This is a genomic window from Streptomyces sp. NPDC054047, from assembly GCF_055585065.1.
This window is the reverse complement of sequence record NZ_JBVJKV010000001.1, coordinates 1484021-1508822: the sequence shown is the minus strand read 5'-3', so window position 1 is coordinate 1508822 and position 24802 is coordinate 1484021. Positions and strand designations below refer to the sequence as shown.

Genomic DNA, 24802 nt, shown 5'->3' with positions numbered 1-24802 from the left:
CGGGTGTAGCTGTGTTGGGCGTTGTGTTGGTGGGGGCCGCGGGGGTGGGGGCAGGTGTGTCCGGCGTTGCGTTCGTGTTCGCGGGCGCGGGCGCGAGCGCGGGTGTAGCTGTGTTGGGCGTTGTGTTGGCGGGGGCCGCAGCGACGGGGGCAGGTGTGTCGGGCGCGGTGTTGGTGGGGGCTGTGGGCGTGGGGGCAGGCGCAGTTGTGTCGGGCGTTGTGTTGGCGGGCGCGGGCGCGGGGGCGGGTGTAGCTGTGTTGGGCGTTGTGTTGGTGGGGGCCGCGGGGGTGGGGGCAGGTGTGTCCGGCGTTGCGTTCGTGTTCGCGGGCGCGGGCGCGGGTGCAGGTGTGCCGGGCGTCGTGTTGGTGGGTGCAGCTGTGTTGGGCTTTGTGTTGGCGGGGGTTGGGGTGGGGGCTTCGGTGTTGGAGCTGGGGTTGCTCGCGGCCTGTCGCGAGTTCTCGCCTCTGCCGGTTTCGTCATGGCTCTCGGTCGGCGATCCGCTCGTGTGGGCGCCGGGTTCGGCCTCGGGTCCGTTTGCCGCCGGCCGTTGCGGATCGGAGTGCGGGGAGGTGTCGGCGTTCGTGGGGTCCTGGGGGGCCGTCACTTGGGGGCTCCCGTAGGGGTGTTGCTCAGCGTCGGCCTTGTTTGGGTCAAGGCCTTGTCCAGGGTGGTCAGTCGGCGGTACGTCGGCTCCGTGGCGGTGCGGCCGCCGTACGTGATGGCGTCGAACGACTGGGCCGCCGAATGGAGTTCCGTCGCGTGGGCGGGGAGCGTTCGGGAGGCCTCCGCCGCTGCTTCATCTGCTGTGCGGCCCGGGCGGGGGTCCAGCAGGGCGCGTTCCTCCAGGGAGCGGACGATGGCTCGCATGCGCTCCTGGACGGCTTGGCTCCAGTGGCCCTGGGCCGCGTGTGCCTCCGCGGCCGCGCGGTGTTCCGCCGCCGTGCGGGGGCGGTCGTCGAAGAGCGCGGGGGACGACGTGGGGGCGCGGTGGGGGGTGCCCAGGCGCCACCAGAGGGCGGCGAGCAGAGCCACGACCGCGATGACGACGACCAGGAGGCCGAGGCCGCCGCCCGGGGTCGCCCCCGAGGCGGCGGTGAACAGGTCGTCGACCCACTCCCAGAAGCGGTTCAGGGCGCGCTGCAGGAGGCTGGGGTCGTTCTCGTGGTACGCCGGGTTCGACAGTTCGCGCTCGGCGGCCTCCCGCGCGGGGTCGCGCGGGATCGTGACCGGCGGGCCGTCGTCGCCGGTGCGTCGTACGAGTGGTGCGACCGCTCTCGACCCGTGCAGTGCTGCCCCCGTCACCGCATCAGCTCCCGGGGGTTCCGGGGGCGCCCGAGCCGTTGTCGCCCTGGAGGCCCGCCGCGCGCGCGAGTTCGAGGTCGAGGGCCTCGCGGCGGATCCGCTGGTCGATGTAGAGGAGCACGGTGACTCCGGCGGTGATCGGGAACGTGAGCATCGAGCCGATGACCGAGCCGATGCCGCTGACGATCAGGAAGGTCCAGCCGAGGTCGCCGGTGCCGGTGTCGAGGAAGCCGGTGACGCCGTCGCCGCTCACCGCGCCCGCGATGAGGGTGAAGGGGATGACGATGATCGACGCGATGACGTTGGCGATGATCGCGGCGAGCAGCTGGATGCCGAACACCCGCCACCAGGAGCCGCGGACCAGCTTCGCGGAGCGGGCCATCGACTTCTTCACGCCCTGCTTCTCCAGCATCAGGGCGGGCGAGGCGAGCGAGAGGCGGACCAGCAGCCAGATGGCGACGACTCCGGCGGCGAAGCCGCCGAGCACGGCGAGGCTGATGCCGGCGTCGCCGGCCCCGGCCACCGCGATCAGTACGCCGGGCAGGGTGCCGACGGCGACGACCGCCATGCCGATGAGCGGCAGCAGCAGGGTCAGGCCGATCAGCCTCGGCAGCTGCGGCTTGGCGTCCTGCCAGGCCTCCGCCGTGGTGACCGACTTGCCGAGCACGGCGCGGCTGGTGACCATCGTGAGCAGGGCGGTCGCGACGATCGTGCCGAGCAGGGTGATCAGCAGGATCACGCCGGAGCTCAGCAGGGTGTCGCCCAGGGCACGGGTCAGTTCGCCGACGGTCGCGCTCGGGTCGTCGAGGACCTCAGTGGTCTCGCTGTCGTTGAGGACGAGCCCCTGCAGCAGGATGACGACGATCTCCGTGAACACGGCGACGGCGAGCGAGATGCCGAGCACCGTGCGCCAGTACGTACGCATCGTGGAGACCGCGCCGTCCAGGATCTCGCCGACGCCGAGCGGCCGCAGCGGGATGACGCCGGGCTTGGCGGCGGGCGGCGGGCCCTGCCAGGCGCCCCAGCCGGGGTAGCCACCGGGGCCACCGGGGCCACCGGGGCCGCCAGGTCCACCAGGGCCGGGGCCGGGGCCGCCAGGGCGTCCGCCGCCCCAGCCGCCACCGGGAGGCGGCGGTGGAGGAGGCGGGGTCTGGCCGGCGGCCGGCGGGCTGGGGGCGGACCACTGGGCGGGCGGCGGCTGCTCCTTGGACCACTTCGAGCCCGGACCGTCGGGCTTGTCCGCGGGCTCGGCAGGTTCGGGCTTGCCGGAGTCCTGTCCGTCGGAGGGGGCAGATCCGGGCGAAGCCCAGCCCGGAGTGTCGTTCATCGTCGCTCCTTCACGGTGCCCGTCCGCTGTCGCGGCGGCCGGTTGGCAGCCATCGTGCCACGGCACGCCCTTGCGGTGACCGGGCAGCGTATGGGCTGCACACCTTCAATTGTCCGTCAGGTACGGGGCAGACTGGGCGGATGGCTGATCAGTACGCGCAATCAGGCGAGGACACACGGCCGACCGAGACCCCGACGAACTCAGCGCCCCCAGTGAGAGCAGCGACCCCGGCGATCCCCGCGATCCGCTGGGCCGAGCCGCCGGAGGGCCCCGTACTGGTCCTCCTCGACCAGACCAGACTGCCCGGCGAGGAGACCGAGCTGGTGTGCACGGACGCGCCCGCCCTGGTGCAGGCGATCCGCACGCTGGCGGTGCGTGGGGCGCCGCTGCTCGGCATAGCGGGCGCGTACGGCGTCGCGCTGGCCGCCGTACGCGGCTTCGACGTGGACGAGGCCGCGCTCGCGCTCGCGGGGGCCAGGCCCACCGCGGTCAACCTCGGCTCCGGCGTCCGCAGGGCCCTGACGGCGTACCGCTCGGCGGTCGCGGGCGGCGCCGACCAGGAGCTGGCGGGCGCCGCGGCGCTGGCGGCCGCGCGGGAGCTGCACCGGGAGGACGCCGAGGCCAGCGCGAGGATGGCGGTGCACGGTCTGGCGCTGCTCGACGAGATGCTGCCCGGCGGCGGTCACCGCGTCCTCACGCACTGCAACACGGGGGCGCTGGTCTCCGGCGGGGAGGGCACGGCGTTCGCGGTGGCCCTTGCCGCGCACCGGCAGGGACGTCTTCGCAGGCTGTGGGTGGACGAGACGCGTCCCTTGCTGCAGGGTTCGAGGCTGACCGCGTATGAGGCGGCGCGGAGCGGAATGGCGTACACCTTGCTTACGGACAACGCGGCGGGGTCGCTGTTCGCGGCGGGTGAGGTGGATGCCGTACTGATCGGTGCCGACCGCATCGCGGCCGACGGTTCGGTGGCCAACAAGGTGGGGAGCTATCCGCTCGCGGTGCTCGCCCGCTACCACCACGTGCCGTTCATCGTGGTGGCACCGGTCACGACCGTGGACCCGGACACCCCGGACGGAGCGTCCATCGAGGTGGAGCAGCGGGCGAGTCATGAAGTGACGGAGGTCACGGCACCCTACGTGCCGATGGCCGGAATCGAAGCGGGAAGCGGGATCGCGGTGGCACCCCTGGGGACCCAGGCGTACAACCCCGCGTTCGACGTGACACCACCGGAATTGGTGACGGCGATCGTCACCGAGGAGGGCGTCGTGTCGCCCGTGACAGCAGAGGGCCTGGGCGAGCTGTGTGCCAGGTCACGCCAGGTAACGATGAGCTAATGGGATGATGTCAGGCATGAAGGGACGAGTCCTTGTCGTCGACGACGACACCGCACTGGCCGAGATGCTCGGGATTGTGCTGCGTGGTGAAGGTTTTGAGCCGTCGTTCGTAGCTGATGGCGACAAGGCGCTGGCCGCTTTCAGGGAGGCAAAGCCGGATCTTGTACTGCTGGATTTGATGTTGCCGGGCCGTGATGGCATCGAGGTGTGCCGCCTGATCAGGGCGGAATCCGGGGTGCCGATCGTCATGCTCACGGCCAAGAGCGACACCGTGGACGTCGTGGTCGGGCTCGAGTCCGGCGCCGACGACTACATCGTGAAGCCCTTCAAGCCGAAGGAGCTCGTGGCCCGCATCAGGGCGCGGCTGCGGAGGTCCGAGGAGCCCGCGCCGGAGCAGCTGGCCATCGGTGACCTGGTCATCGACGTGGCGGGGCACTCCGTGAAGCGGGAGGGGCAGTCGATCGCGCTGACCCCGCTGGAGTTCGACCTGCTGGTCGCGCTGGCCCGCAAGCCGTGGCAGGTGTTCACGCGTGAGGTGCTGCTCGAGCAGGTCTGGGGCTACCGCCACGCGGCCGACACCCGGCTGGTGAACGTGCACGTCCAGCGGCTGCGCTCGAAGGTCGAGCGGGACCCCGAGCGGCCGGAGATCGTGGTGACCGTCCGTGGTGTCGGTTACAAGGCCGGACCGAGCTGACGTGACCCGGGACAGTTCCCCCGTACCGCCCGGGGCTCCGGGTGGCCGCTCGGGGCGGACTGGCGGGGCCCGGGGCGGTGCGGCGGGCCGGCGCGGCTCCACGTTCGCGAGGCTTCTCGACGGCGGTTTGCTGTTGCAGGACGGGGTGCAGGGCAGCCCCGTCCTGAGGCTCTTCGTGCGCTGGGTGCGGCGCCCGCTGCTGCCCGCCCTGCGGCTGTGGCGGCGCAACATCCAGCTGAAGGTCGTCGTCACGACGCTGCTCATGTCGCTGGGCGTCGTGCTGATGCTCGGCTTCGCCGTCATGAGTTCCGTGAACAACGGCCTGCTCAAGGCCAAGGTGAAGGCCTCGCAGAGCCAGGCCGACGGTGGCTTCCGGGCCGCTCAGGACGAGGCGAACTCCGCCCGGCCGCGCTCCGGGCAGGACAGCGGCACGTCCGACGGCGGGGCCACGCCGCCCACCGCCGTGTGGATGTCCGACCTGGTGGAGCAGCTCTCCAGCGGCGGCCAGAGCGCGTTCAACGTGGTGACGCTGAGCCCGACGTCCACGCCGGGCGGCGCCAGGGTGCGCGGGCCGCGCGCCTCCGGGGGCGTGGACCCGATCCAGAGCGTGCCCGAGTCGCTGCGCAGCAGCGTCGACAAGGGCACCAGGGCGTATCAGAGCAACACCCGGATCGTCTTCAACGACGGCCGTGAAGCACAGCCCGGCCTGGTCATCGGCAAGCGTCTGAACGACCTGAACGGCGAGTCCTACCAGCTGTACTACCTCTTCCCGCTCACCCAGGAGGAGGAGTCCCTCGGCGTCGTCAGGACGACCCTCGCCACCGCCGGCCTGTTCGTCGTCGTACTGCTCGGCGCCATCGCCTGGCTGGTGGTGCGCCAGGTCGTCACGCCGGTACGGATGGCGGCGGGCATCGCCGAGCGGCTGTCCGCCGGGCGCCTTCAGGAACGTATGAAGGTCACCGGAGAGGACGACATCGCGCGGCTCGGTGAGGCCTTCAACAAGATGGCGCAGAACCTCCAGCTGAAGATCCAGCAGCTGGAGGAGCTCTCGCGGATGCAGCGGCGGTTCGTCTCGGACGTCTCGCACGAGCTGCGTACGCCGCTGACGACCGTGCGGATGGCGGCCGACGTCATCCATGACGCGCGCGTGGACTTCGACCCGGTGACGGCGCGGTCGGCCGAGCTGCTCGCCGACCAGCTGGACCGGTTCGAGACGCTGCTCGCGGATCTCCTTGAGATCAGCCGGTTCGACGCGGGCGCGGCGGCCCTGGAGGCCGAGCCGATAGACCTGCGTGAGGTCGTACGACGGGTCGTGGGCGGCGCGGAGCCGCTGGCGGACCGCAAGGGGACGCACATCCGGGTCGTCGGGGACCAGCAGCCCGTGGTGGCCGAGGCCGACGCACGCCGTGTGGAGCGCGTCCTTCGCAATCTCGTGGTCAACGCCGTGGAGCACGGTGAGGGCCAGGACGTCGTGGTGCGGCTCGCGGCGGCGGGCGGCGCGGTCGCGGTCGCGGTGCGTGACTACGGAGTGGGGCTCAAGCCCGGCGAGGCGACCCGGGTGTTCAGCCGCTTCTGGCGGGCCGACCCGGCACGCGCGCGTACCACCGGTGGTACGGGCCTCGGGCTCTCCATCGCGCTCGAGGACGCTCGGCTGCACGGCGGCTGGCTGCAGGCGTGGGGCGAGCCGGGGGGCGGTTCGCAGTTCCGCCTGACGCTGCCGCGCACGGCGGACGAGGCGCTGCGGGGCTCGCCGATACCGCTGGAGCCCGACGACTCGCGGCGCCACCGCGGCCTGAACGACGCCGGTCTGCCGCTCGGCGGCGCGGCCAAGCTGGCCACGGTGCCGGCGCAGCCGTCGACGTCCGAGCGGGTGCCGCCGCCCGTCCCGGCGAGGGCTCCGATCGCGCCGCGGCTCGCGCAGGCGGCCACGGCGGACCCGGCGGCGCTGCCGGGCAGCGGGTCGCGCGTCGTGCCGCGGCGGCCCATGGACGACGACATGCCGCGTGACGAGGAGCCCGATGGCCCCGCGTCCGAGGCGAGCGGGACGGACGAGACGGACGAGACGGACGAGACAGACCAGACGGAAACAAATCCCGCAAGGGAAGGGGAGGCCTCTCGTGGGCGCTGACCACGATCGCCGCACCTGTCGCCGCACGCACCGGCGCGCACTGCGGGCCGGTCTGCTGTTCGGCTCCTGCGGGGTGCTGCTCGCGGGCTGCGCCTCGATGCCCGACAGCGGCAACCTCAAGGCGGTCGACGCCTCCCAGCGGCCGGACTCGCAGTCCCAGGTCCGCGTCTACGCGATGCCACCGGGTGAGGACGCGAGCCCCGAGGAGATCGTCCAGGGCTTTCTTGAGGCGCTGACCAGCGACGACCCGGAATTCGCGATGGCGCGCAAGTACCTGACCAAGGACGCGTCCAGGGGCTGGGACCCGGATCTGCAGACCACGGTGCTCGAGAACGGGCCGAGCACCGGATCGGGCAGTGTCGGGGACGACGGCGAGAGCGGCCGTTCCTTCCCGCTGACCGGGCGCAAGGTCGCCACGGTCGACAAGGAGCACGCGTACCAGCTCGACAACGCCGCGTACAACCAGGTCGTCCACCTCACGCAGCAGGACGGATCCAACGGCAAGGAGTGGCGGATCGACCGGGTGCCGCCGGGCGTCGTGCTCGGGCAGTCCGACTTCCAGCGGATCTACTGGTCCGTCAACAAGTACTACTTCGCGACGCGTTCGTCCGGCGCCACCGGAGGCGGCCAGGAGGGTCTCGTCGCCGACCCCGTCTACATACGTCAGCGAATAGACCCCGTGACGGAGACCGTCAAGGCGCTCCTCGACGGGCCCACCACGTGGCTCAAGCAGGTCGTGGGCACCCGCTTCCCTACGGGTACGCGGCTCAAGGCGGACACCAGGACGCTGGCGCCCGACGACCAGGGCAAGCTGACGGTGCCGCTGAACGCGAAGGCCGATCCCATAGGCCAGGAGCGGTGCACCGAGATGGCCGCCCAACTGCTGTTCACGCTCCAGGACCTGACGTCGTCCGGCGTCGAGGAGGTGGAGCTCCAGCGCCGCAACGGCTCGCAGCTGTGCGTCCTGAGCAAGGACCGGGCCGAGTCCGTCGCCTCGCGCCGCACCGCGGACCACCCCGACTTCCAGTACCTCATCGACGACAGGCGGCGCCTGGTGCGGATGCCTGCCAGCGCCAAGGGCAAGGTCGATCCGGAGCCCGTGCAGGGGCGGTTGGGCAGTGGCGAGCAGCCGCTGCGGTCCGCCGCCGTGTCGCGGGACGAGGAGCGGGCGGCCGGGGTGTCGCTCGACGGGCGCTCGCTGTACATGGGGTCGCTGGTCTCCACGGGCGCGCTCGGCAAGCCGGAGGTGCGCAGCAGGGCCAAGTCCGAGAAGGACGGTCTCTCCACGCCCAGTTGGGACGGCCGCGGCGACCTCTGGGTGGCCGACCGTGACCCGAAGCGGCAGCGGCTGCTCTGGCTGGAGCAGGGGGCGGGAGACCCGCTGCCGGTCAAGATCTCGGGCCTCGACGGGCGGATCGAGGCGGTGCGGGTGTCGGCCGACGCCGTACGGGTCGCGCTCCTCGTGAAGAAGGACGGCAAGACGTCCCTGAAGATCGGCCGCGTCGAGCGGACGGGTGCCAAGGGCGAGCAGCCGGACATCTCGGTGGTCGAACTGCGCCAGGCGGCACCGCAGATGGAGGAGGTCACCGCCATGTCGTGGGCGGGCGGCAGCCGTCTCGTGGTGGTCGGGCGCGAGTCCGGCGGTGTGCAGCAGATGCGGTACGTCCAGTGCGACGGCTCGGTGCCCGCGGGCGCGACGCTGCCCGGCCTCACCGGCGTGAAGGAGATCGCGGCGTCCGAGGACGAGCGGCAGCCGCTGGTGGCGCACTCGGACGACGGGATCGTGCGGCTGCCGACGGGTGCGCAGTGGCAGACGGTGGTCAAGGAAGGTACGGCGCCGGTCTACCCGGGGTGAGGCGTCGCGGGTAAGGCCGCTCCTGTGCCGTGGAGTGTCCACAGGCGGTTTTCCACAGGGGTGGCAGCGGCGCGCGCGCCTTGGCACAGTGGTGGGCATGCCGGGGTGGTGGCGGGACCTCACCGATCTGGTGCTGCCGGCCGAGTGCGGAGGCTGTGGCACACCGCGTACGGCGCTCTGCGCACAGTGCCGCGAAGCCCTGTGCGGGACCGTGCCGTGCCGGGTGAGCCCCGATCCGCGGCCGCCCGGACTGCCGGTGGTGCACGCGGCGGCTCCCTACGAGGACGGGGTGCGGGCGCTGCTGCTCGCGCACAAGGAGCGGGGCGCCCTGGGGCTCGCGGGGCCGCTGGGGGCGGGGCTGGCCGCGGCGGTGCGCGCGGGGCTGCGGGGTGACGGCGCTTGCGTGCGGGGTGACGCTTCGACGCGCGGTGCCGCTCGGGCGCGTGGTGACGCTCCGGTACTGCTGGTGCCCGTTCCGTCGGCTCCCCGGGCCGTGCGGGCGCGTGGGCACGATCCGGTACGGCGGATCGCGCTGGCGGCGGCGGGTGAGCTGCGGCGCGGCGGGACGCGGGCCCGGGTGCTCTGCGTGCTGCGCCAGCGGCGTGCGGTGGCCGACCAGGCGGGGCTCAACTCCCGGCAGCGGCAGGTGAATCTCCACGGCGCTCTGGAGGTGACCGCGGGTGGCGGGCGGCTCGTCGCCGACGGCGGCCGGATCGTGATCGTGGACGACCTGATGACCACGGGCGCGTCTTTGTCCGAGGCGGCCCGCGCAATACGTGACGTACACACGGAAGGTGAAAAGCGGGCCGCGGTGGTAACAGCCCGTGAAATAGCGTGTGAGAACAGGGTCACCGCCGCTGTTGTCGCCTCCTCACCGGATTCTTTCGGAATAAACCGGAACTGACTGGGAACTTGCATCGTTGCAGGTAGTGAGAGGGCCAATACACCTGAATGGAGGTATGCGGCGGTAGAGGGTGACGACATCCGTCCGGGCGAGATATGTTCGGTTGTGAGGAATGGCGGACGCCGCCCCTCGCATATCGGAATGCCGGTCGCCGGGTTTTTCCGCAATCACCGGGGCCGGTCGGGGTGTAGATCTTGTTCGCGGGGGAGGAGGAGGTGGAAGTCACCGAGTCCGAGGCTCCGGGAGTCACCGGGGCCTGGTGCAAAAGGGAGATGCTCCGCCACCGAAGCGGGGCGATCCGGGAACGGAGTTCTGCGTGGACATCGTCGTCAAGGGCCGCAAGACCGAGGTACCCGAGCGGTTCCGCAAGCACGTGGCCGAGAAGCTGAACCTGGAGAAGATCCAGAAGCTTGACGCCAAGGTGATCAGCCTGGACGTCGAGGTGTCCAAGGAGGCCAACCCGCGTCAGGCCGACCGTTCCGACCGCGTGGAGATCACACTCCGCGGACGTGGACCCGTGATCCGCGCGGAGGCCTCGGCAACCGATCCGTACGCGGCGCTCGACCTGGCCACCGCCAAGCTCGACGCCCGGCTGCGCAAGCAGCACGAGAAGCGCCACAACCGGCGCGGCACCGGCAGGCTCTCCGCCGCCGAGGTTGCCGAGCGGGTGCCGGACGCGGCGACTCTCAACGGAGACGGCACCGTCGTACGTGAGGAAGAGCCGGACGGTATCCCCGTCAAGAGGATCGGCTCACTGGAGATCCAGGGCGAAGGCCCGCTCGTGGTCCGCGAGAAGAGCCACGTGGCGGCCCCGATGTCGCTCGACCAGGCGCTCTACGAGATGGAACTCGTCGGGCACGACTTCTACTTGTTCGTCGACTCGGAGACGAAGGAACCGAGCGTCGTCTACCGGCGACACGCCTACGACTACGGCGTCATCCGCCTCAACACCGACCCCATGGTCACGCGGGCGGAGTCCGCGGGCGGGGGCGGTGCGCTCGGCGGCTGACCCCGGTCGGCCGAGGGCTCGATGGTGCCCCTGGAGCGCGTGTGCGCCCCCAGGGGCATCATCATGCGACCCCTGCGCGCACCGCGCGGCCGTCCGGGCATGAAATCATGGGCGGAGCCGGCCAACCGGTGTGCTGTCGCCTCGGGTTGGCGACAGCCGACGCACAACGGGCCATGGCCTTCAGGGGGAGGAACGATGGCGGACAGCTTCGGACCGATGCGGGATGAGGGTGCCGACAGCGGCATCGGCATCGGCACGGACGCGGGCGCACCGCGCAAGGAGCCCATCAGGGTCCTGGTGGTGGACGACCACGCGCTCTTCCGTCGTGGCCTGGAGATCGTCCTCGCCGCCGAGGAGGACATCCAGGTGGTCGGGGAGGCGGGCGACGGCGCGGAGGCGGTGGACAAGGCCGCGGACCTGCTGCCGGACATCGTGCTGATGGACGTACGGATGCCCAAGCGCGGCGGCATCGAGGCCTGCACCTCCATCAAGGAGGTCGCACCCAGCGCCAAGATCATCATGCTGACGATCAGCGACGAGGAGGCCGACCTCTACGACGCGATCAAGGCGGGCGCCACGGGCTACCTCCTCAAGGAGATCTCCACGGACGAGGTCGCCACGGCGATTCGCGCGGTGGCCGACGGACAGTCGCAGATCAGCCCGTCCATGGCGTCGAAACTGCTCACCGAGTTCAAGTCGATGATCCAGCGCACCGACGAGCGCAGGCTGGTGCCCGCGCCGCGGCTGACCGAGCGCGAGCTGGAAGTGCTGAAGCTGGTCGCCACGGGCATGAACAACCGCGACATCGCGAAAGAGCTCTTCATCTCCGAGAACACCGTGAAGAACCACGTCCGCAACATCCTGGAGAAGCTGCAGCTGCACTCCAGGATGGAGGCGGTCGTGTACGCGATGCGGGAGAAGATCCTCGAGATCAGGTGAGGCCGGGGGCTCCGGCTCAGCCCAGGGCGCGGACCAACTCGGCGGTCAGCTCGGGACGGTCCACCCGCTCCACCCGTACGGAATCGCAGTTGACCCAGGTCGCCGCCTCGCGGAGCGCCTGTGCCACCGCGGGCACGGACTTGGGGCCGTCCAGCGACACCTGCTTGGCGACCAGCGTGCTGCCCTCGCGGGCCGGGTCCACGCGGCCGACCAGGTGGCCACCGGCCAGGACCGGCATCGCGAAGTAGCCGTGGATCCGCTTGGGCTTGGGGACGTACGCCTCGAGGCGGTGGGTGAAGCCGAAGATCCGCTCCGTGCGGGCCCGCTCCCAGATCAGGGAGTCGAAGGGCGAGAGGAGCGTCGTGCGGTGGCGGCCGCGCGGGACGCTCGCCAAGGCCGCGGGGTCGGCCCAGGCAGGCTTGGACCAGCCCTGCACCGTCACCGGGACGAGCCCCGAGTCCGCGACCACCGCGTCGAACTGCTCGCCCTTGAGGCGGTGGTAGTCCGCGATGTCCGCGCGCGTGCCGACGCCCAGCGACTGCCCTGCCAGGCGGACCAGGCGGCGCAGGCACTCCGTGTCGTCCAGGTCGTCATGGAGCAGCGCCTCGGGGATCGCGCGCTCCGCGAGGTCGTACACCCGCTTCCAGCTGCGCCGCTCGGTGCAGACCACCTCGCCGTACATCAGCGCGCGCTCGACGGCGACCTTCGCGTCCGACCAGTCCCACCACTCGCCCTTGTTCTTCGCGCCGCCCAATTCCGTGGCCGTGAGGGGGCCTTCGGCGGTGAGCTGCTTGATCACCGTGTCGTACGCGCCGTTCGGCAGGTCGTGGTGCCAGTGCGGGCGGGTGCGGTACGCGCGGCGGCGGAAGGCGAAGTGCGGCCACTCCTCGATGGGCAGGATGCACGCGGCGTGCGACCAGTACTCGAAGGCGTGCGGCCGGGCGGGGCCGGAGCCCGCCGACGCCCCGTCCCAGTACGCCGCCTCGATCCGGTCGCGGCCCACGGCGCCCAGACGTGCGTACGGAATGAGCTCGTGCGAGCGGGCCAGGACCGAGATCGTGTCGAGCTGGACCGCGCCGAGATGCCGCAGCACGCCCCGCACGCCGGACCTGCGGTCCGGGGCGCCCAAGAATCCCTGGGCGCGCAGCGCGATGCGGCGGGCCTCGTCGGCGGAGAGGTCGATGGCGGGGCGCGGCAGGCTCGTCATGCCGGAAACGATAGGCGGCGGCACTGACAACGCCCCGCGGCCTGCGGGAAGAGGCGTGAAGAGGAGGGCTGCGGGGTCGGTCTCAGTCCCCGGCTGCCTCACTCCCGGGCCGGCAGATAGGGCTGGCTCGACGACAGGCCGAGGTCGCTCGGGAGCAGGGCGCCCACCCAGCAGTCACGCAGCGTGGACTTGTTCAGGAGGGCGCCGCGCAGGGTGCCCTCGAAGGCGAAGCCCGCCTTCTCCGCCACCGCGCGCGATCCCGTGTTGCCGACCTCGGCGCGCCACTCCAGGCGGGTGCAGCCCAGGTCGCCGAAGGCCCACCTGGCCAGGGCGAGGACGGCCTCCGTCATGTAGCCGTTGCCCCGGTGCTCCTTCGCCGTCCAGAAGCCGACCTCCCAGGCGCCCGAGCGCGGGTGGTGCAGGCTGGCGGCGGCGATCAGCGGGCCGCCGCCCCGGGGACGTACGGCAAAGGTGTACTCCGTGTCGTAGCGCCAGCCGTCCGGCACCATGCGCGTGATGAAGCCCTCCGCGTCCGTGCGCGCGTACGGGGAGGGGATCGTGGTCCAGCGCTGGATGTCGGGGTCCTGACAGGCCGCGTACGTCTCGTCGGTGTCGGCGGACGTGAAGGTGCGCAAGGTCAGGCGTTCGGTGGTGAGGGTGACGGGCTCCATCCGGTGATTCTGCGGGGGCGAGGGGCCATGGGCCAGTGCTTTTCGCCGCGCTTTCACCCGCATTTCGCCGAGCGCTGATCGGCACAACCCGGCACCTTCCAGGCCCCCCGTCCGTTGACGTATCGGCAGACCTCCCGGCGCGGCCCGCTCCTCGCTTACGATGGCCGTTGCCCTATGAGTAAACCGACCATGCCAGGCCCGACCGGCAAGGAGACCAACCCCCGTGTCCGTCCTCTCGAAGATCATGCGTGCAGGCGAAGGCAAGATCCTGCGCAAGCTGCACCGCATCGCGGACCAGGTCAACTCCATCGAAGAGGACTTTGTCAGCCTCTCCGACGCCGAGCTGCGCGCGCTGACCGAGGAGTACAAGGAGCGTTACGCCGACGGCGAGACCCTTGACGACCTCCTCCCCGAAGCCTTTGCCACGGTGCGTGAGGCCGCCAAGCGCGTCCTCGGCCAGCGGCACTACGACGTCCAGATGATGGGCGGCGCCGCGCTGCACCTCGGCTATGTGGCCGAGATGAAGACCGGTGAGGGCAAGACGCTCGTCGGCACCCTCCCCGCGTACCTCAACGCCCTGTCGGGCAAGGGCGTGCACCTGATCACGGTCAACGACTACCTGGCCGAGCGCGACTCCGAGATGATGGGCCGCGTCCACAAGTTCCTGGGCCTGTCCGTCGGCTGCATCATCGCCAACATGACGCCGGCCCAGCGCCGCGAGCAGTACGCGAGCGACATCACGTACGGCACGAACAACGAATTCGGCTTCGACTACCTGCGCGACAACATGGCGTGGTCGAAGGACGAACTGGTGCAGCGCGGCCACAACTTCGCGATCGTCGACGAGGTCGACTCGATCCTGGTGGACGAGGCCCGTACGCCGCTGATCATCTCCGGCCCCGCCGACCAGGCCACCAAGTGGTACGGCGACTTCGCCAAGTTGGTCACCCGCCTCACCAAGGGCGAGCCCGGCAACCAGCTGAAGGGCATCGAGGAGACCGGCGACTACGAGGTCGACGAGAAGAAGCGCACCGTCGCCATCCACGAGTCCGGCGTCGCCAAGGTCGAGGACTGGCTGGGCATCGACAACCTGTACGAGTCGGTCAACACCCCGCTCGTGGGTTACCTGAACAACGCCATCAAGGCCAAGGAACTCTTCAAGAAGGACAAGGACTACGTCGTCATCGACGGCGAAGTCATGATCGTCGACGAGCACACCGGCCGTATCCTCGCCGGCCGCCGCTACAACGAGGGCATGCACCAGGCGATCGAGGCGAAGGAAGGGGTGGACATCAAGGACGAGAACCAGACCTTGGCCACGATCACCCTGCAGAACTTCTTCCGCCTCTACAAGCGCCACGACCACGACGGCAAGGAGACCCCCGGTCTCTGCGGCATGACCGGTACGGCCATGACCGAGGCCGCCGAGTTCCACCAGATCTACAAGCTGGGCGTCGTGCCGATCCCGACGAACCGGCCCATGGTCCGCGCCGACCAGTCGGACCTGATCTACCGCACCGAGGTCGCGAAGTTCGCCGCCGTCGTCGACGACATCGCCGAGAAGCACGAGCAGGGCCAGCCGATCCTGGTCGGCACGACCTCCGTGGAGAAGTCGGAGTACCTCTCCCAGCAGCTCTCCAAGCGCGGCGTCCAGCACGAGGTCCTGAACGCCAAGCAGCACGACCGTGAGGCGCCGATCATCGCCCAGGCCGGCCGCAAGGGCGCCGTCACCGTCGCGACGAACATGGCCGGACGAGGCACGGACATCAAGCTCGGCGGCAACCCCGACGACCTCGCCGAGGCGGAGCTGCGCCAGCGCGGCCTCGACCCCGTCGAGCACGTCGAGGAGTGGGCCGCGGCGCTGCCCGCCGCCCTGGAGAAGGCCGAGCGCGCCGTGAAGGCGGAGTTCGAGGAGGTCAAGGACCTCGGCGGGCTCTACGTCCTGGGCACCGAGCGCCACGAGTCGCGCCGCATCGACAACCAGCTGCGCGGTCGTTCCGGCCGTCAGGGCGACCCGGGCGAGTCCCGGTTCTACCTCTCGCTGGGCGACGACCTGATGCGTCTGTTCAAGGCGCAGATGGTCGAGCGCGTGATGGCGATGGCGAACGTCCCGGACGACGTGCCGATCGAGAACAAGATGGTGACGCGCGCGATCGCGTCCGCCCAGTCGCAGGTCGAGCAGCAGAACTTCGAGACGCGTAAGAACGTCCTGAAGTACGACGAGGTCCTCAACCGCCAGCGCGAGGTCATCTACGGCGAGCGTCGCCGCGTCCTGGAGGGCGAGAACCTCCAGGACCAGGTCACGCACTTCATGGACGACACGATCGACGCGTACATCTCGGCGGAGACCGCCGAGGGCTTCGCCGAGGAGTGGGACCTGGACCGGCTGTGGGGCGCCTTCAAGCAGCTCTACCCGGTGAAGGTCACCATCGAGGAGCTGGAGGAGGACGCGGGCGACCGCGCGGGTCTGACCGCCGAGTTCATCTCCGAGTCCATCAAGGACGACATCCACCAGCAGTACGAGGCGCGTGAGGAGCAGCTCGGCTCCGAGATCATGCGTGAGCTGGAGCGACGGGTCGTCCTCTCGGTGCTCGACCGCAAGTGGCGCGAGCACCTCTACGAGATGGACTACCTCCAGGAGGGCATCGGCCTCCGTGCCATGGCGCAGAAGGACCCGCTGGTCGAGTACCAGCGCGAGGGCTTCGACATGTTCAACGCCATGATGGACGGCATCAAGGAAGAGTCCGTCGGCTACCTGTTCAACCTGGAGGTCCAGGTCGAGCAGCAGGTCGAGGAGGTTCCGGTGTCGGACGCGGCCGGGGCGACGTCCCTGGACAAGAAGGACGCCGTTCCCGCCGGTGGCGGCCGTCCCGAGATCCGCGCCAAGGGGCTCGACGCCCCGCAGCGGCCGGACCGTCTGCACTTCCAGGCGCCGAACGCCGAGGGCGGCGTCGACGAGGGCGACTTCGAGACCGAGGACGCGGGTGCGCGGTCCGAGTCGGACGGCATGACCCGGGCGGAGCGGCGCAAGGCCCAGAAGGGCGGGCGTCGCCGCAAGAAGTAGCGGCGCGCTGTAGCTGTAGCTGTAGCTGTTGGGGGCCGGGCACCGTGGGGTGCTCGGCCCCTTTGCCTTTTCATCTCCCGGGCGCGCCGACCTCCACCGCCGTGCAGCGCCACCTCTGGTCCGCGCCCAGGTGCAGGCGGAACGCCAGGGCGCTGAGGGTGGCGCCCGTGCCGATCCTCGCGAAGACCTCGTAGACGCCGGGGCACGGTTCGTAGTGGCCGATCCGGTGGATCGTGGGGCGCCGGCCGTTCACGGTCAGGGGCGTGCGTTCGGCGAGGCGGGTCAGGTCGTCGAACGCGGTGTGCGCGATGTGGCGCGCCGCCCAGTGGACCGGCTTCTGGCCGCTGAGGACCAGGAGCAGACGCTCGGTGAAGAGCTCGGTGGGGTGCGGTGGGGGCTGGGGCGGGGTCCTGGGCGGGCGCGTCGGTGTACGGGCCGCCGCGGGGCGGCGGGGGTCCGTGCGGCCCGGTGGGCGGGTGGGCGCCGGCGGGCGGGGACGGGGCCTGGTCATCACCTTCTGCATGCCGTATCGCCTCCGGCTTCGCTGGCCCGGTTCCTGGGATTTCGGTACCGGGGAGTAACTTCCGTCGGAGATCTTGTACGGGGACGAGGGCGCGGGTCGCAAGGGTCTGCCGGTGGTGGGGCAGGGGTCGGAGGAGTCACCTATCCGGGGGATCGGGGGTGGCTCGGGCCTTGGGGGCGCTGGGGTGTGCCGGGTGAAGGGCGGGGGTGCGGGGTGACGTGGGGGGTGGGTGTGGGGCGCAGCTCGAAGGGGGACTCCCGCACGTATTCTGGAGGCCTCTTCTTTGACCTCCGACTCTCTGTCTCCACCGGTGCAGTGTGTCTACGACTGTGAAAGCGGGCCGTCATGCGCGTCTACGTTCCCCTGACCCTGAGCCGTCTCGCCGAGGCGTACAAGGCGGGCGAGCTGGGGCCCGCGCCGCTGACCGCCTATGCCGTGACGCCCGCTCTGCGTGAGTGGTACGTCTCGGACGACGTGGAGGAGCTGGAGTACGCCGCCCTCAACCGGGCCGCGCTCGCTTCGCTGCGGTTGATCGCGGGTGATCCGGGGGCGGCTCGGCGGCGGGTCGTGCTGGCCGCGGATGTGGCGGACGGGGCGGTGGAGCTCGATCCGGAGCTGGACCCGGAGCTCGACCCGGAGCTCGACCCGGAGCTCGGGCTCGGCGAGGTGCGGGTGGCCGGGGTGCTGGGCCTGAAGAAGGTCGCCGCCGTGCATGTGGATGCCGGGGATGCGGAGGCGGATGTCGCTGCGGGGGCGGAGGCTCTGGGGGCCGCGGACCAGGGGGACGATGACGCGCGGTTCACCGTGGACGGCGTCGAGGACCACGAGCTGCTGTGGTTCGCGACGCAGGAGATTCCCGGGCTGATCGCCTGAGGGTTCCCTGCGGGGCTTGGGCGGGGTCCTCTCCCACCCACCCGCCCGTCACCCCGCGTCCGACCCTGGACGAACAGGCCTTCCCGCCCACCCGCCCGATTGCCCCGCAATCGGGAACGCTCCTGAGGGAACGGGCCGGTATGTCCGCCCGGAGCACGGTTCCCGCCGCCCCGGAGCCGAAGCCGCCCCGGATGGCAGACGGTGCGTCCGGGTACCGTTTGCCTATGGGGAAGCTGCTGCGCGGGGCGCATATCGTGTGGGACTGGAACGGGACTCTGCTGCATGACATCGATGCGGTGATCGAGTCCACGAACGCCTCCTTCGCGGAGCTCGGCCTCGAGCCGATCACGCTCGAGCGGTATCGCGACCTGTACTGCGTGCCCATTCCGCTGTTCTACGAGCGGCTGATGGGGCGGCTGCCCACCGATGCCGAGTGGCTGGTCATGGACGCCGTGTTCCACAAGCACTACTGGATGCGGGTCGAGGCGTGCGCGCTGGCCGACGGCGCCGCCGAGCTGCTCGCGGGGCGGCGGGCAGCCGGGCGTACGCAGTCGTTGCTCTCGCTCGCGCCGCACGAGCACCTGGTGCCGATCGTGCGGCGGCACGGGATCGAGGAGCACTTCGTGCGCATCGACGGGCGCACGGACACCTCGCACGCGGGCAAGGCCGAGCGCATGGTGCGCCACCTGGAGGCCCTGGAGTCCGTGCCCGCGGACCGGATCGTCGTGATCGGTGACGCCGTCGACGACGCGGTGGCCGCCGCACACGTGGGCGCGCAGGCCGTGCTCTACACCGGGGGCTCGCACAGCAGGGCCAGCCTGGAGGCCGTCGGTGTCCCGGTGGTCGACAGCCTCGCGGAAGCCGTGGAGAGGGCCGAGTCGCTGGCCGCCTAGCTACGTCACCGGGGCCTTCGCCCGCAGGACCGTGAGGAACTCCCTCATCCAGCCGGAGTGGTCCGGCCAGGCACGGGCCGAGACCAGCGTGCCGTCGACCACCACCTCGGCGTCCTTGAACGTCGCGCCCGCCGTCTGCATGTCCAGCTCGAGGGCCGGGTACGCCGTGACCCTGCGACCGCTGAGGCCGCCGATCGCCGCGGTCAGGAGCGGGCCGTGGCAGATCTGCGCGACCGGCTTGTCCGCGTCGAAGAAGGACTTGAGGATCTTGCGGAGCTCCGGGTCGTTGCGCAGATACTCCGGGGCCCGGCCGCCCGGGATCACCAGAGCGGCGTACTGTCCGGGATCGACTTCCGAGAAGGCGAGGTCCGCGGGCCACGTGTAGCCCGGCTTCTCCGTGTACGTGTCGAAGCCCGGCTCGAAGTCGTGCACCACGAACTGCAGCTTCTTGCGGGCGGGGGCGGCGATGTGGACGTCGTACCCCTCCTCGCGCAGCCGCTGGAAGGGGTACAGGACCTCCAGGGACTCCGCCGCGTCACCGGTCACTATGAGGATCTTGGCTGCCATCGGTGCTCGCTCCCCTGTCGTGCGTGTCCGTCGTGTCCGTCCGTCCCGCTCAACGTGCATCCGCCCGTCCGGTTTGCCAAGAGGGCCCACCGGTCCGGAGAGCGGGTCCATCGCCGACAGATGGCGCGAAAGTCTCTGTGCAGAGTGTCAAAGTTCCACCCCTGCTTTTGTACACATACGGCTCATGACGACTCCCGGGTCGAGGGAGATAGCCTTGACCCGTGATCAGCGCGATATCCCGCGGGGGCGTGTACGCCCCCGCCCTGCGCCCGGGGAACACGGAGGACATCCGTGCCCGGGACGTCGCTGACGCTTCTTCGCGGTGCGGCCAGCCAGATCATCCCAGCCATCGGTCAGCGAAACCGCTGAAAATGGCGGATAACCGCCCGCTCATCTCTCACCGCGGCATAACGTCGACTTCGACCGGAGACCCCGCGTCGCGGCGTTACGTCGGATCACTTCCTTCTACGTCACGCAACGGCGCGCGACAGGAGTCAGAGGACAATGCAGACCAAGCTGGACGAAGCCAAAGCCGAGCTGCTCACACGGGCGGCCCGGGTAGCTGAGAACAGCCCGGTCGGTGGTCGCCTACCGAATGGGGCCACGACCGGGACGACGAACGAGGCCGCTCCTGACGAGGACACGGCCCTTGCGTTCCTCCAGCGCTACTACCTGCACACCGCCCCGGAGGACCTTGCCGACCGTGACCCGGTCGACGTCTTCGGAGCAGCCTTCTCCCATTACCGGCTGGCCGAGAACCGCCCGCAGGGCACGGCCAACGTCAGAGTGCACACCCCGACCGTCGAGGAGAACGGCTGGACGTGCAGCCACTCCGTCGTCGAGGTGGTCACCGACGACATGCCTTTCCTGGTCGACTCGGTCACCAACGAGCTCTCGCGGCAGGGGCGCGGCATCCATGTCGTCATCCACCCCCAGGTCGTCGTACGCCGTGATCTGACCGGCAAGCTCCTCGAAGTTCTGACCGACCCGGGCACCGAGCGCCCGCACGACGCGGTCACCGAGTCCTGGATCCACGTCGAGATGGACCGCGAGACGGACCGCGCGGACCTGAAGCAGATCAGCGCCGATCTGCTCCGGATCCTGTCCGACGTACGCGAGACCGTCGAGGACTGGGAGAAGATGCGCGATGCCGCGCTGCGCATCGCCGATGAGCTCCCCACCGAGCCGACCGCCGACGACCTGCGCGACCAGGAGGTCGACGAGGCCCGCGAGCTGCTTCGCTGGCTCGCCGACAACCACTTCACCTTCCTGGGCTTTCGTGAGTACGACCTGACGGAGGACGACTCGCTCGCCGCCGTGCCCGGCACCGGCCTCGGCATCCTGCGTGCCGACCCGAAGCACGAGGGCGAGGAGGACCACCCGGTCAGCCCCTCCTTCAGCCGGCTGCCCGCGGACGCGCGCGCGAAGGCCCGTGAGCACAAGCTCCTCGTCCTGACCAAGGCCAACAGCCGTGCCACCGTGCACCGGCCCAGCTACCTCGACTACGTCGGCGTGAAGAAGTTCGACGCCGACGGCAACGTCATCGGCGAGCGCCGCTTCCTCGGCCTCTTCTCGTCCGCCGCGTACACCGAGTCCGTGCGCCGCGTGCCGGTCATCCGCCGCAAGGTCCAGGAAGTCCTCAAGGGCGCGGGCTTCTCGCCCAACAGCCACGACGGCCGCGACCTGCTCCAGATCCTGGAGACGTACCCGCGCGACGAGCTCTTCCAGACCCCGCCCGACGAGCTGCGCGCCATCGTCACGTCCGTGCTCTACCTCCAGGAGCGCCGCAGGCTGCGGCTCTACCTGCGCAAGGACGAGTACGGCCGCTACTACTCGGCCCTCGTCTACCTGCCGCGCGACCGCTACACCACCGGTGTGCGGCTGCGGATCATCGACATCCTCAAGGAGGAGCTCGGCGGCACCAGCGTCGACTTCACCGCGTGGAACACGGAGTCGATCCTCTCCCGGCTGCACTTCGTGGTCCGCGTCGCGCCGGGCGGCGGGCTTCCGCAGCTCACCGACGCCGACACCGACCGCATCGAGGCCAGGCTCGTCGAGGCCGCCCGCTCCTGGGCCGACGGCTTCGGCGAGGCGCTGACCGCCGAGTGCGGTGAGGAGCGTGCCGCCGAGCTGCTTCGCCGCTACTCGGGCGCCTTCCCCGAGGGGTACAAGGCCGACCACACGCCGCGCGCCGCCGTCGCCGACCTCCAGCACCTGGAGCAGCTCAAGCACGGCCGCGAGGACTTCGCGCTCAGCCTGTACGAGCCGGTGGGCGCCGCCCCCGGCGAGCGCCGCTTCAAGATCTACCGCTCCGGCGGCCAGGTCTCGCTCTCCGCCGTCCTGCCGGTCCTCCAGCGCCTGGGCGTCGAGGTCACCGACGAGCGGCCCTACGAGCTGCGCTGCACGGACCGCACGAACGCCTGGATCTACGACTTCGGCCTTCGCCTGCCCAAGTCCCAGAACGGCAACGGCGACTACCTCGGCGACGACGGCCGCGAGCGCTTCCAGGAGGCCTTCTCGGCCGCCTGGACGGGTGAGGCCGAGGTCGACGGGTTCAACTCGCTGGTCCTGCGGGCCGGGCTCAACTGGCGCCAGGCGATGGTCCTTCGCGCCTATGCCAAGTACCTGCGCCAGGCGGGCTCCACCTTCAGCCAGGACTACATGGAGGACACCCTCCTCAACAACGTCCACACCACCCGGCTGCTCGTCTCGCTCTTCGAGGCGCGGATGTCCCCGGACCGCCAGCGCGCCGGCACCGAGCTGACCGACGGGCTCATGGAGGAGCTGGACGGCGCGCTCGACGAGGTCGCGTCGCTCGACGAGGACCGCATCCTGCGGTCCTTCCTCACCGTCATCAAGGCGACGCTGCGCACGAACTTCTTCCAGGAGGCGGAGGGCGGCAAGCCGCACACCTACGTCTCCATGAAGTTCGACCCGCAGGCCATCCCCGACCTCCCCGCGCCGCGTCCGGCGTACGAGATCTGGGTGTACTCGCCGCGCGTCGAGGGCGTCCACCTGCGCTTCGGCAAGGTCGCCCGCGGCGGTCTGCGCTGGTCCGACCGGCGTGAGGACTTCCGTACCGAGATCCTCGGTCTGGTCAAGGCGCAGATGGTGAAGAACACCGTCATCGTGCCCGTCGGCGCCAAGGGCGGCTTCGTCGCCAAGCAGCTGCCCGACCCGTCCGTGGACCGCGACGCGTGGCTCGCCGAGGGCGTGGCCTGCTACAAGACGTTCATCTCGGCGCTGCTGGACATCACCGACAACCTGGTCGCGGGCGAGGTCGTGCCGCCGGCCGAGGTCGTGCGGCACGACGAGGACGACACGTACCTCGTGGTCGCGGCCGACAAGGGCACCGCGACCTTCTCGGACATCGCCAACGAGGTCGCCCAGTCCTACAACTTCTGGCTCGGCGACGCCTTCGCCTCCGGCGGCTCCGCCGGCTACGACCACAAGGGCATGGGCATCACCGCCCGCGGCGCCTGGGAGTCCGTCAAGCGGCACTTCCGGGAGCTGGGCACCGACACCCAGACCGAGGACTTCACGGTCGTCGGCGTCGGCGACATGTCCGGTGACGTGTTCGGCAACGGCATGCTGCTCTCCGAGCACATCCGCCTGGTGGCCGCGTTCGACCACCGGCACATCGTCATCGACCCGAGGCCGGACGCCGCGACCTCGTACGCCGAGCGCCGCCGCCTCTTCGAGCTGCCGCGCAGCTCCTGGGCGGACTACAACAAGGAGCTGCTCTCCGCGGGCGGCGGGATCTTCCCGCGCAGCGCCAAGGCGATCCAGCTCAACGCCCACATCCGCGAGGCGCTCGGCATCGAGTCGGGCGTCGCGAAGATGACCCCGGCCGATCTGATGAAGGCGATCCTCCAGGCGCCGGTCGACCTGCTGTGGAACGGCGGCATCGGTACGTACGTGAAGTCGTCGGCCGAGTCGAACAGCGACGTCGGCGACAAGGCGAACGACGCGATCCGCGTGAACGGCGCCGACCTGCGCGTCAAGGTCGTCGGCGAGGGCGGCAACCTCGGTCTGACCCAGCTGGGCCGCATCGAGTTCGCGCGGGCCGGCGGGCACATCAACACCGACGCCATCGACAACAGCGCGGGCGTGGACACCTCCGACCACGAGGTGAACATCAAGATCCTGCTGAACGCGGTCGTCGCGAACGGCGACATGACCGTCAAGCAGCGCAACACGTTCCTCGCCGCGATGACGGACGAGGTCGGGACCCTGGTCCTGCGCAACAACTACGCGCAGAACACCGCCCTGTCGAACGCGGTCGCCCAGTCCCCGTCCCTGCTCCACGCCCACCAGCGCTTCATGCGCCGCCTGGGCCGCGACGGTCACCTGGACAGGGCCCTGGAGTTCCTGCCCACCGACCGGCAGATCCGCGAGCTCCTGAGCTCCGGCCGCGGGCTCAGCCAGCCCGAGCTCGCCGTGCTCCTCGCGTACACGAAGATCACGGCGGCCGACGAGCTGATCCAGACGACGCTCCCGGACGACGACTACCTGCGCGGGCTGCTGCACGCGTACTTCCCCGGGGCGCTGCGGGAGAAGTTCCCCGAGCAGATCGACGAGCACGCGCTGCGCCGCGAGATCATCACCACGGTCCTGGTCAACGACACGGTGAACACGGGTGGTTCGACCTTCCTGCACCGCCTCCGTGAGGAGACGGGGGCCTCGCTGGAGGAGATCGTGCGGGCGCAGCTCGCGGCCCGCGAGATCTTCGGTCTGAGCAAGGTCTGGGACGCGGTCGAGGCGCTCGACAACGTGGTGGCGGCCGACGTGCAGACGCGCATCCGGCTGCACTCGCGCCGCCTGGTCGAGCGCGGCACGCGCTGGCTGCTCAACAACCGGCCGCAGCCGCTCCAGCTCGCCGAGACCATCGACTTCTTCAGTGAGGGTGTCGCCGAGGTCTGGACCGAGCTGCCCAAGCTGCTTCGCGGCTCCGACCAGGAGTGGTACCAGAGCATCCGCGACGAGCTGACCGGTGTGGGCGTCCCCGACGAACTCGCCCAGCGCGTCGCCGGGTTCTCCTCGGCCTTCCCGGCGCTCGACATCGTGGCGATCGCCGACCGCACGGGCAAGACGCCGATGGCCGTCGCCGAGGTCTACTACGACCTCGCGGACCGGCTGCGGATCACCCAGCTCATGGACCGCATCATCGAGCTGCCGCGGGCCGACCGCTGGCAGTCGATGGCGCGCGCCTCGATCCGCGAGGACCTGTACGCGGCGCACGCCGCCCTGACGGCCGACGTGCTGGCCGCCGGGGACGGCGAGGACACTCCCGAGCAGCGCTTCAAGGCCTGGGAGGAGAAGAACGCGGCGATCCTGAGCCGGTCGCGGACGACCCTGGACGAGATCCAGAGCTCGGACGCGTTCGACCTGGCGAACCTGTCGGTCGCGATGCGGACGATGAGGACGCTGCTGCGCACGCACTCGTAATCCGTCAGGCGGTATGCCTGGCAGTCCGTCGAAGGGGCGCCCCGAGCCGAGAGGCCCGGGGCGC

At 70.6% G+C, this 24802-nt stretch carries 18 protein-coding genes; 12 read left to right on the top strand and 6 right to left on the bottom strand.

Annotation, left to right across the window (positions count from 1 at the left end; all coding sequences use genetic code 11):
• Positions 1-620 (top strand): hypothetical protein (locus ACZ6ZP_RS06745; protein WP_469405759.1); only part of this gene is annotated, 620 nt, incomplete at its 5' end.
• Here the strand turns inward: ACZ6ZP_RS06745 and ACZ6ZP_RS06740 are convergent.
• Both ACZ6ZP_RS06740 and ACZ6ZP_RS06735 read right to left on the bottom strand, forming a co-directional pair.
• Positions 601-1302, bottom strand: a complete 702-nt coding sequence (locus ACZ6ZP_RS06740) for a DUF4129 domain-containing protein (protein WP_351170858.1) — start codon at positions 1300-1302, stop codon at positions 601-603. The two genes, ACZ6ZP_RS06745 and ACZ6ZP_RS06740, sit on opposite strands and share 20 nt — an antisense overlap.
• A gap of 4 nt (positions 1303-1306) precedes the next feature.
• A complete protein-coding gene (locus tag ACZ6ZP_RS06735) occupies positions 1307-2629 on the bottom strand; it encodes a DUF7847 domain-containing protein (protein WP_469405757.1) in 1323 nt (440 codons plus the stop codon).
• A gap of 140 nt (positions 2630-2769) precedes the next feature.
• Here ACZ6ZP_RS06735 and mtnA point away from each other — a divergent pair, with 140 nt between their 5' ends.
• The 7 genes from mtnA to ACZ6ZP_RS06700 all read left to right on the top strand — a co-directional run bounded on the left by mtnA (position 2770) and on the right by ACZ6ZP_RS06700 (position 11492).
• Positions 2770-3963, top strand: coding sequence for an S-methyl-5-thioribose-1-phosphate isomerase (mtnA, locus tag ACZ6ZP_RS06730; RefSeq protein ID WP_351170864.1), 1194 nt, complete (start codon positions 2770-2772; stop codon positions 3961-3963).
• A gap of 4 nt (positions 3964-3967) precedes the next feature.
• The gene (mtrA, locus tag ACZ6ZP_RS06725) at positions 3968-4657 is read left to right on the top strand and encodes a two-component system response regulator MtrA (protein WP_198502768.1); all 690 of its coding nucleotides are present in this window, start codon (positions 3968-3970) and stop codon (positions 4655-4657) included.
• Between the two features lies 1 nt (position 4658).
• Positions 4659-6785: an MtrAB system histidine kinase MtrB gene (gene mtrB / locus ACZ6ZP_RS06720; RefSeq protein ID WP_469405755.1), complete on the top strand. Its 2127-nt coding sequence runs from the start codon at positions 4659-4661 to the stop codon at positions 6783-6785.
• The gene (locus tag ACZ6ZP_RS06715; RefSeq protein ID WP_399984318.1) at positions 6775-8640 is read left to right on the top strand and encodes an LpqB family beta-propeller domain-containing protein; all 1866 of its coding nucleotides are present in this window, start codon (positions 6775-6777) and stop codon (positions 8638-8640) included. Before mtrB ends, ACZ6ZP_RS06715 begins: the two co-directional genes overlap by 11 nt.
• A gap of 97 nt (positions 8641-8737) precedes the next feature.
• Positions 8738-9544, top strand: a complete 807-nt coding sequence (locus ACZ6ZP_RS06710) for a ComF family protein (RefSeq protein ID WP_351170870.1) — start codon at positions 8738-8740, stop codon at positions 9542-9544.
• 316 nt (positions 9545-9860) lie between these two features.
• Positions 9861-10553 carry a ribosome hibernation-promoting factor, HPF/YfiA family gene (gene hpf / locus ACZ6ZP_RS06705; RefSeq protein WP_383822238.1) on the top strand — a complete coding sequence of 231 codons (693 nt, stop codon included), beginning with the start codon at positions 9861-9863 and terminating at the stop codon, positions 10551-10553.
• A 195-nt stretch (positions 10554-10748) separates the two neighbouring features.
• Positions 10749-11492: a response regulator transcription factor gene (locus ACZ6ZP_RS06700; RefSeq protein WP_351170876.1), complete on the top strand. Its 744-nt coding sequence runs from the start codon at positions 10749-10751 to the stop codon at positions 11490-11492.
• 16 nt (positions 11493-11508) lie between these two features.
• Here ACZ6ZP_RS06700 and ACZ6ZP_RS06695 read toward each other — a convergent pair whose 3' ends face one another.
• Positions 11509-12699, bottom strand: a complete 1191-nt coding sequence (locus ACZ6ZP_RS06695; protein WP_351170879.1) for a winged helix-turn-helix domain-containing protein — start codon at positions 12697-12699, stop codon at positions 11509-11511.
• A 98-nt stretch (positions 12700-12797) separates the two neighbouring features.
• Positions 12798-13370 (bottom strand): GNAT family N-acetyltransferase, encoded by a 573-nt coding sequence (locus ACZ6ZP_RS06690; RefSeq protein WP_469405751.1) that lies wholly within the window; start codon positions 13368-13370, stop codon positions 12798-12800.
• A gap of 223 nt (positions 13371-13593) precedes the next feature.
• Between ACZ6ZP_RS06690 and secA the strand changes: the two genes are divergently transcribed.
• Positions 13594-16434, top strand: a complete 2841-nt coding sequence (gene secA / locus ACZ6ZP_RS06685; protein ID WP_351170885.1) for a preprotein translocase subunit SecA — start codon at positions 13594-13596, stop codon at positions 16432-16434.
• 70 nt (positions 16435-16504) lie between these two features.
• On the opposite strand, the gene ACZ6ZP_RS06680 is transcribed toward secA, so the two are convergent.
• Complete coding sequence (locus tag ACZ6ZP_RS06680) at positions 16505-16945, bottom strand: Rv3235 family protein (protein ID WP_366462255.1); 441 nt, start codon at positions 16943-16945, stop codon at positions 16505-16507.
• Positions 16946-17302: 357 nt separating this feature from the next.
• On the opposite strand from ACZ6ZP_RS06680, the gene ACZ6ZP_RS06675 reads away from it, so the two are divergent.
• A complete protein-coding gene (locus ACZ6ZP_RS06675; protein ID WP_469405747.1) occupies positions 17303-17830 on the top strand; it encodes a DUF6912 family protein in 528 nt (175 codons plus the stop codon).
• A 224-nt stretch (positions 17831-18054) separates the two neighbouring features.
• A complete protein-coding gene (locus ACZ6ZP_RS06670; protein ID WP_351170893.1) occupies positions 18055-18723 on the top strand; it encodes an HAD family hydrolase in 669 nt (222 codons plus the stop codon).
• Here ACZ6ZP_RS06670 and ACZ6ZP_RS06665 read toward each other — a convergent pair whose 3' ends face one another.
• The gene (locus ACZ6ZP_RS06665; RefSeq protein WP_351170896.1) at positions 18724-19290 is read right to left on the bottom strand and encodes a DJ-1/PfpI family protein; all 567 of its coding nucleotides are present in this window, start codon (positions 19288-19290) and stop codon (positions 18724-18726) included.
• Between the two features lie 504 nt (positions 19291-19794).
• Here ACZ6ZP_RS06665 and ACZ6ZP_RS06660 point away from each other — a divergent pair.
• Positions 19795-24738, top strand: a complete 4944-nt coding sequence (locus ACZ6ZP_RS06660) for an NAD-glutamate dehydrogenase (RefSeq protein ID WP_361469551.1) — start codon at positions 19795-19797, stop codon at positions 24736-24738.
• Positions 24739-24802 lie beyond the last annotated feature (64 nt).

Bases quoted from the DNA above. Each gene is read 5' to 3' on its own strand.
- ACZ6ZP_RS06735 (WP_469405757.1), bottom strand. From the start codon at position 2,629: ATGAACGACACTCCGGGCTGGGCTTCGCCCGGATCTGCCCCCTCCGAC.
- mtnA (WP_351170864.1), top strand. From the start codon at position 2,770: ATGGCTGATCAGTACGCGCAATCAGGCGAGGACACACGGCCGACCGAG.
- mtrA (WP_198502768.1), top strand. From the start codon at position 3,968: ATGATGTCAGGCATGAAGGGACGAGTCCTTGTCGTCGACGACGACACC.
- ACZ6ZP_RS06710 (WP_351170870.1), top strand. From the start codon at position 8,738: ATGCCGGGGTGGTGGCGGGACCTCACCGATCTGGTGCTGCCGGCCGAG.
- ACZ6ZP_RS06700 (WP_351170876.1), top strand. From the start codon at position 10,749: ATGGCGGACAGCTTCGGACCGATGCGGGATGAGGGTGCCGACAGCGGC.
- ACZ6ZP_RS06695 (WP_351170879.1), bottom strand. From the start codon at position 12,699: ATGACGAGCCTGCCGCGCCCCGCCATCGACCTCTCCGCCGACGAGGCC.
- ACZ6ZP_RS06690 (WP_469405751.1), bottom strand. From the start codon at position 13,370: ATGGAGCCCGTCACCCTCACCACCGAACGCCTGACCTTGCGCACCTTC.
- ACZ6ZP_RS06680 (WP_366462255.1), bottom strand. From the start codon at position 16,945: ATGACCAGGCCCCGTCCCCGCCCGCCGGCGCCCACCCGCCCACCGGGC.
- ACZ6ZP_RS06675 (WP_469405747.1), top strand. From the start codon at position 17,303: ATGCGCGTCTACGTTCCCCTGACCCTGAGCCGTCTCGCCGAGGCGTAC.
- ACZ6ZP_RS06670 (WP_351170893.1), top strand. From the start codon at position 18,055: ATGGGGAAGCTGCTGCGCGGGGCGCATATCGTGTGGGACTGGAACGGG.
- ACZ6ZP_RS06665 (WP_351170896.1), bottom strand. From the start codon at position 19,290: ATGGCAGCCAAGATCCTCATAGTGACCGGTGACGCGGCGGAGTCCCTG.
- ACZ6ZP_RS06660 (WP_361469551.1), top strand. From the start codon at position 19,795: ATGCAGACCAAGCTGGACGAAGCCAAAGCCGAGCTGCTCACACGGGCG.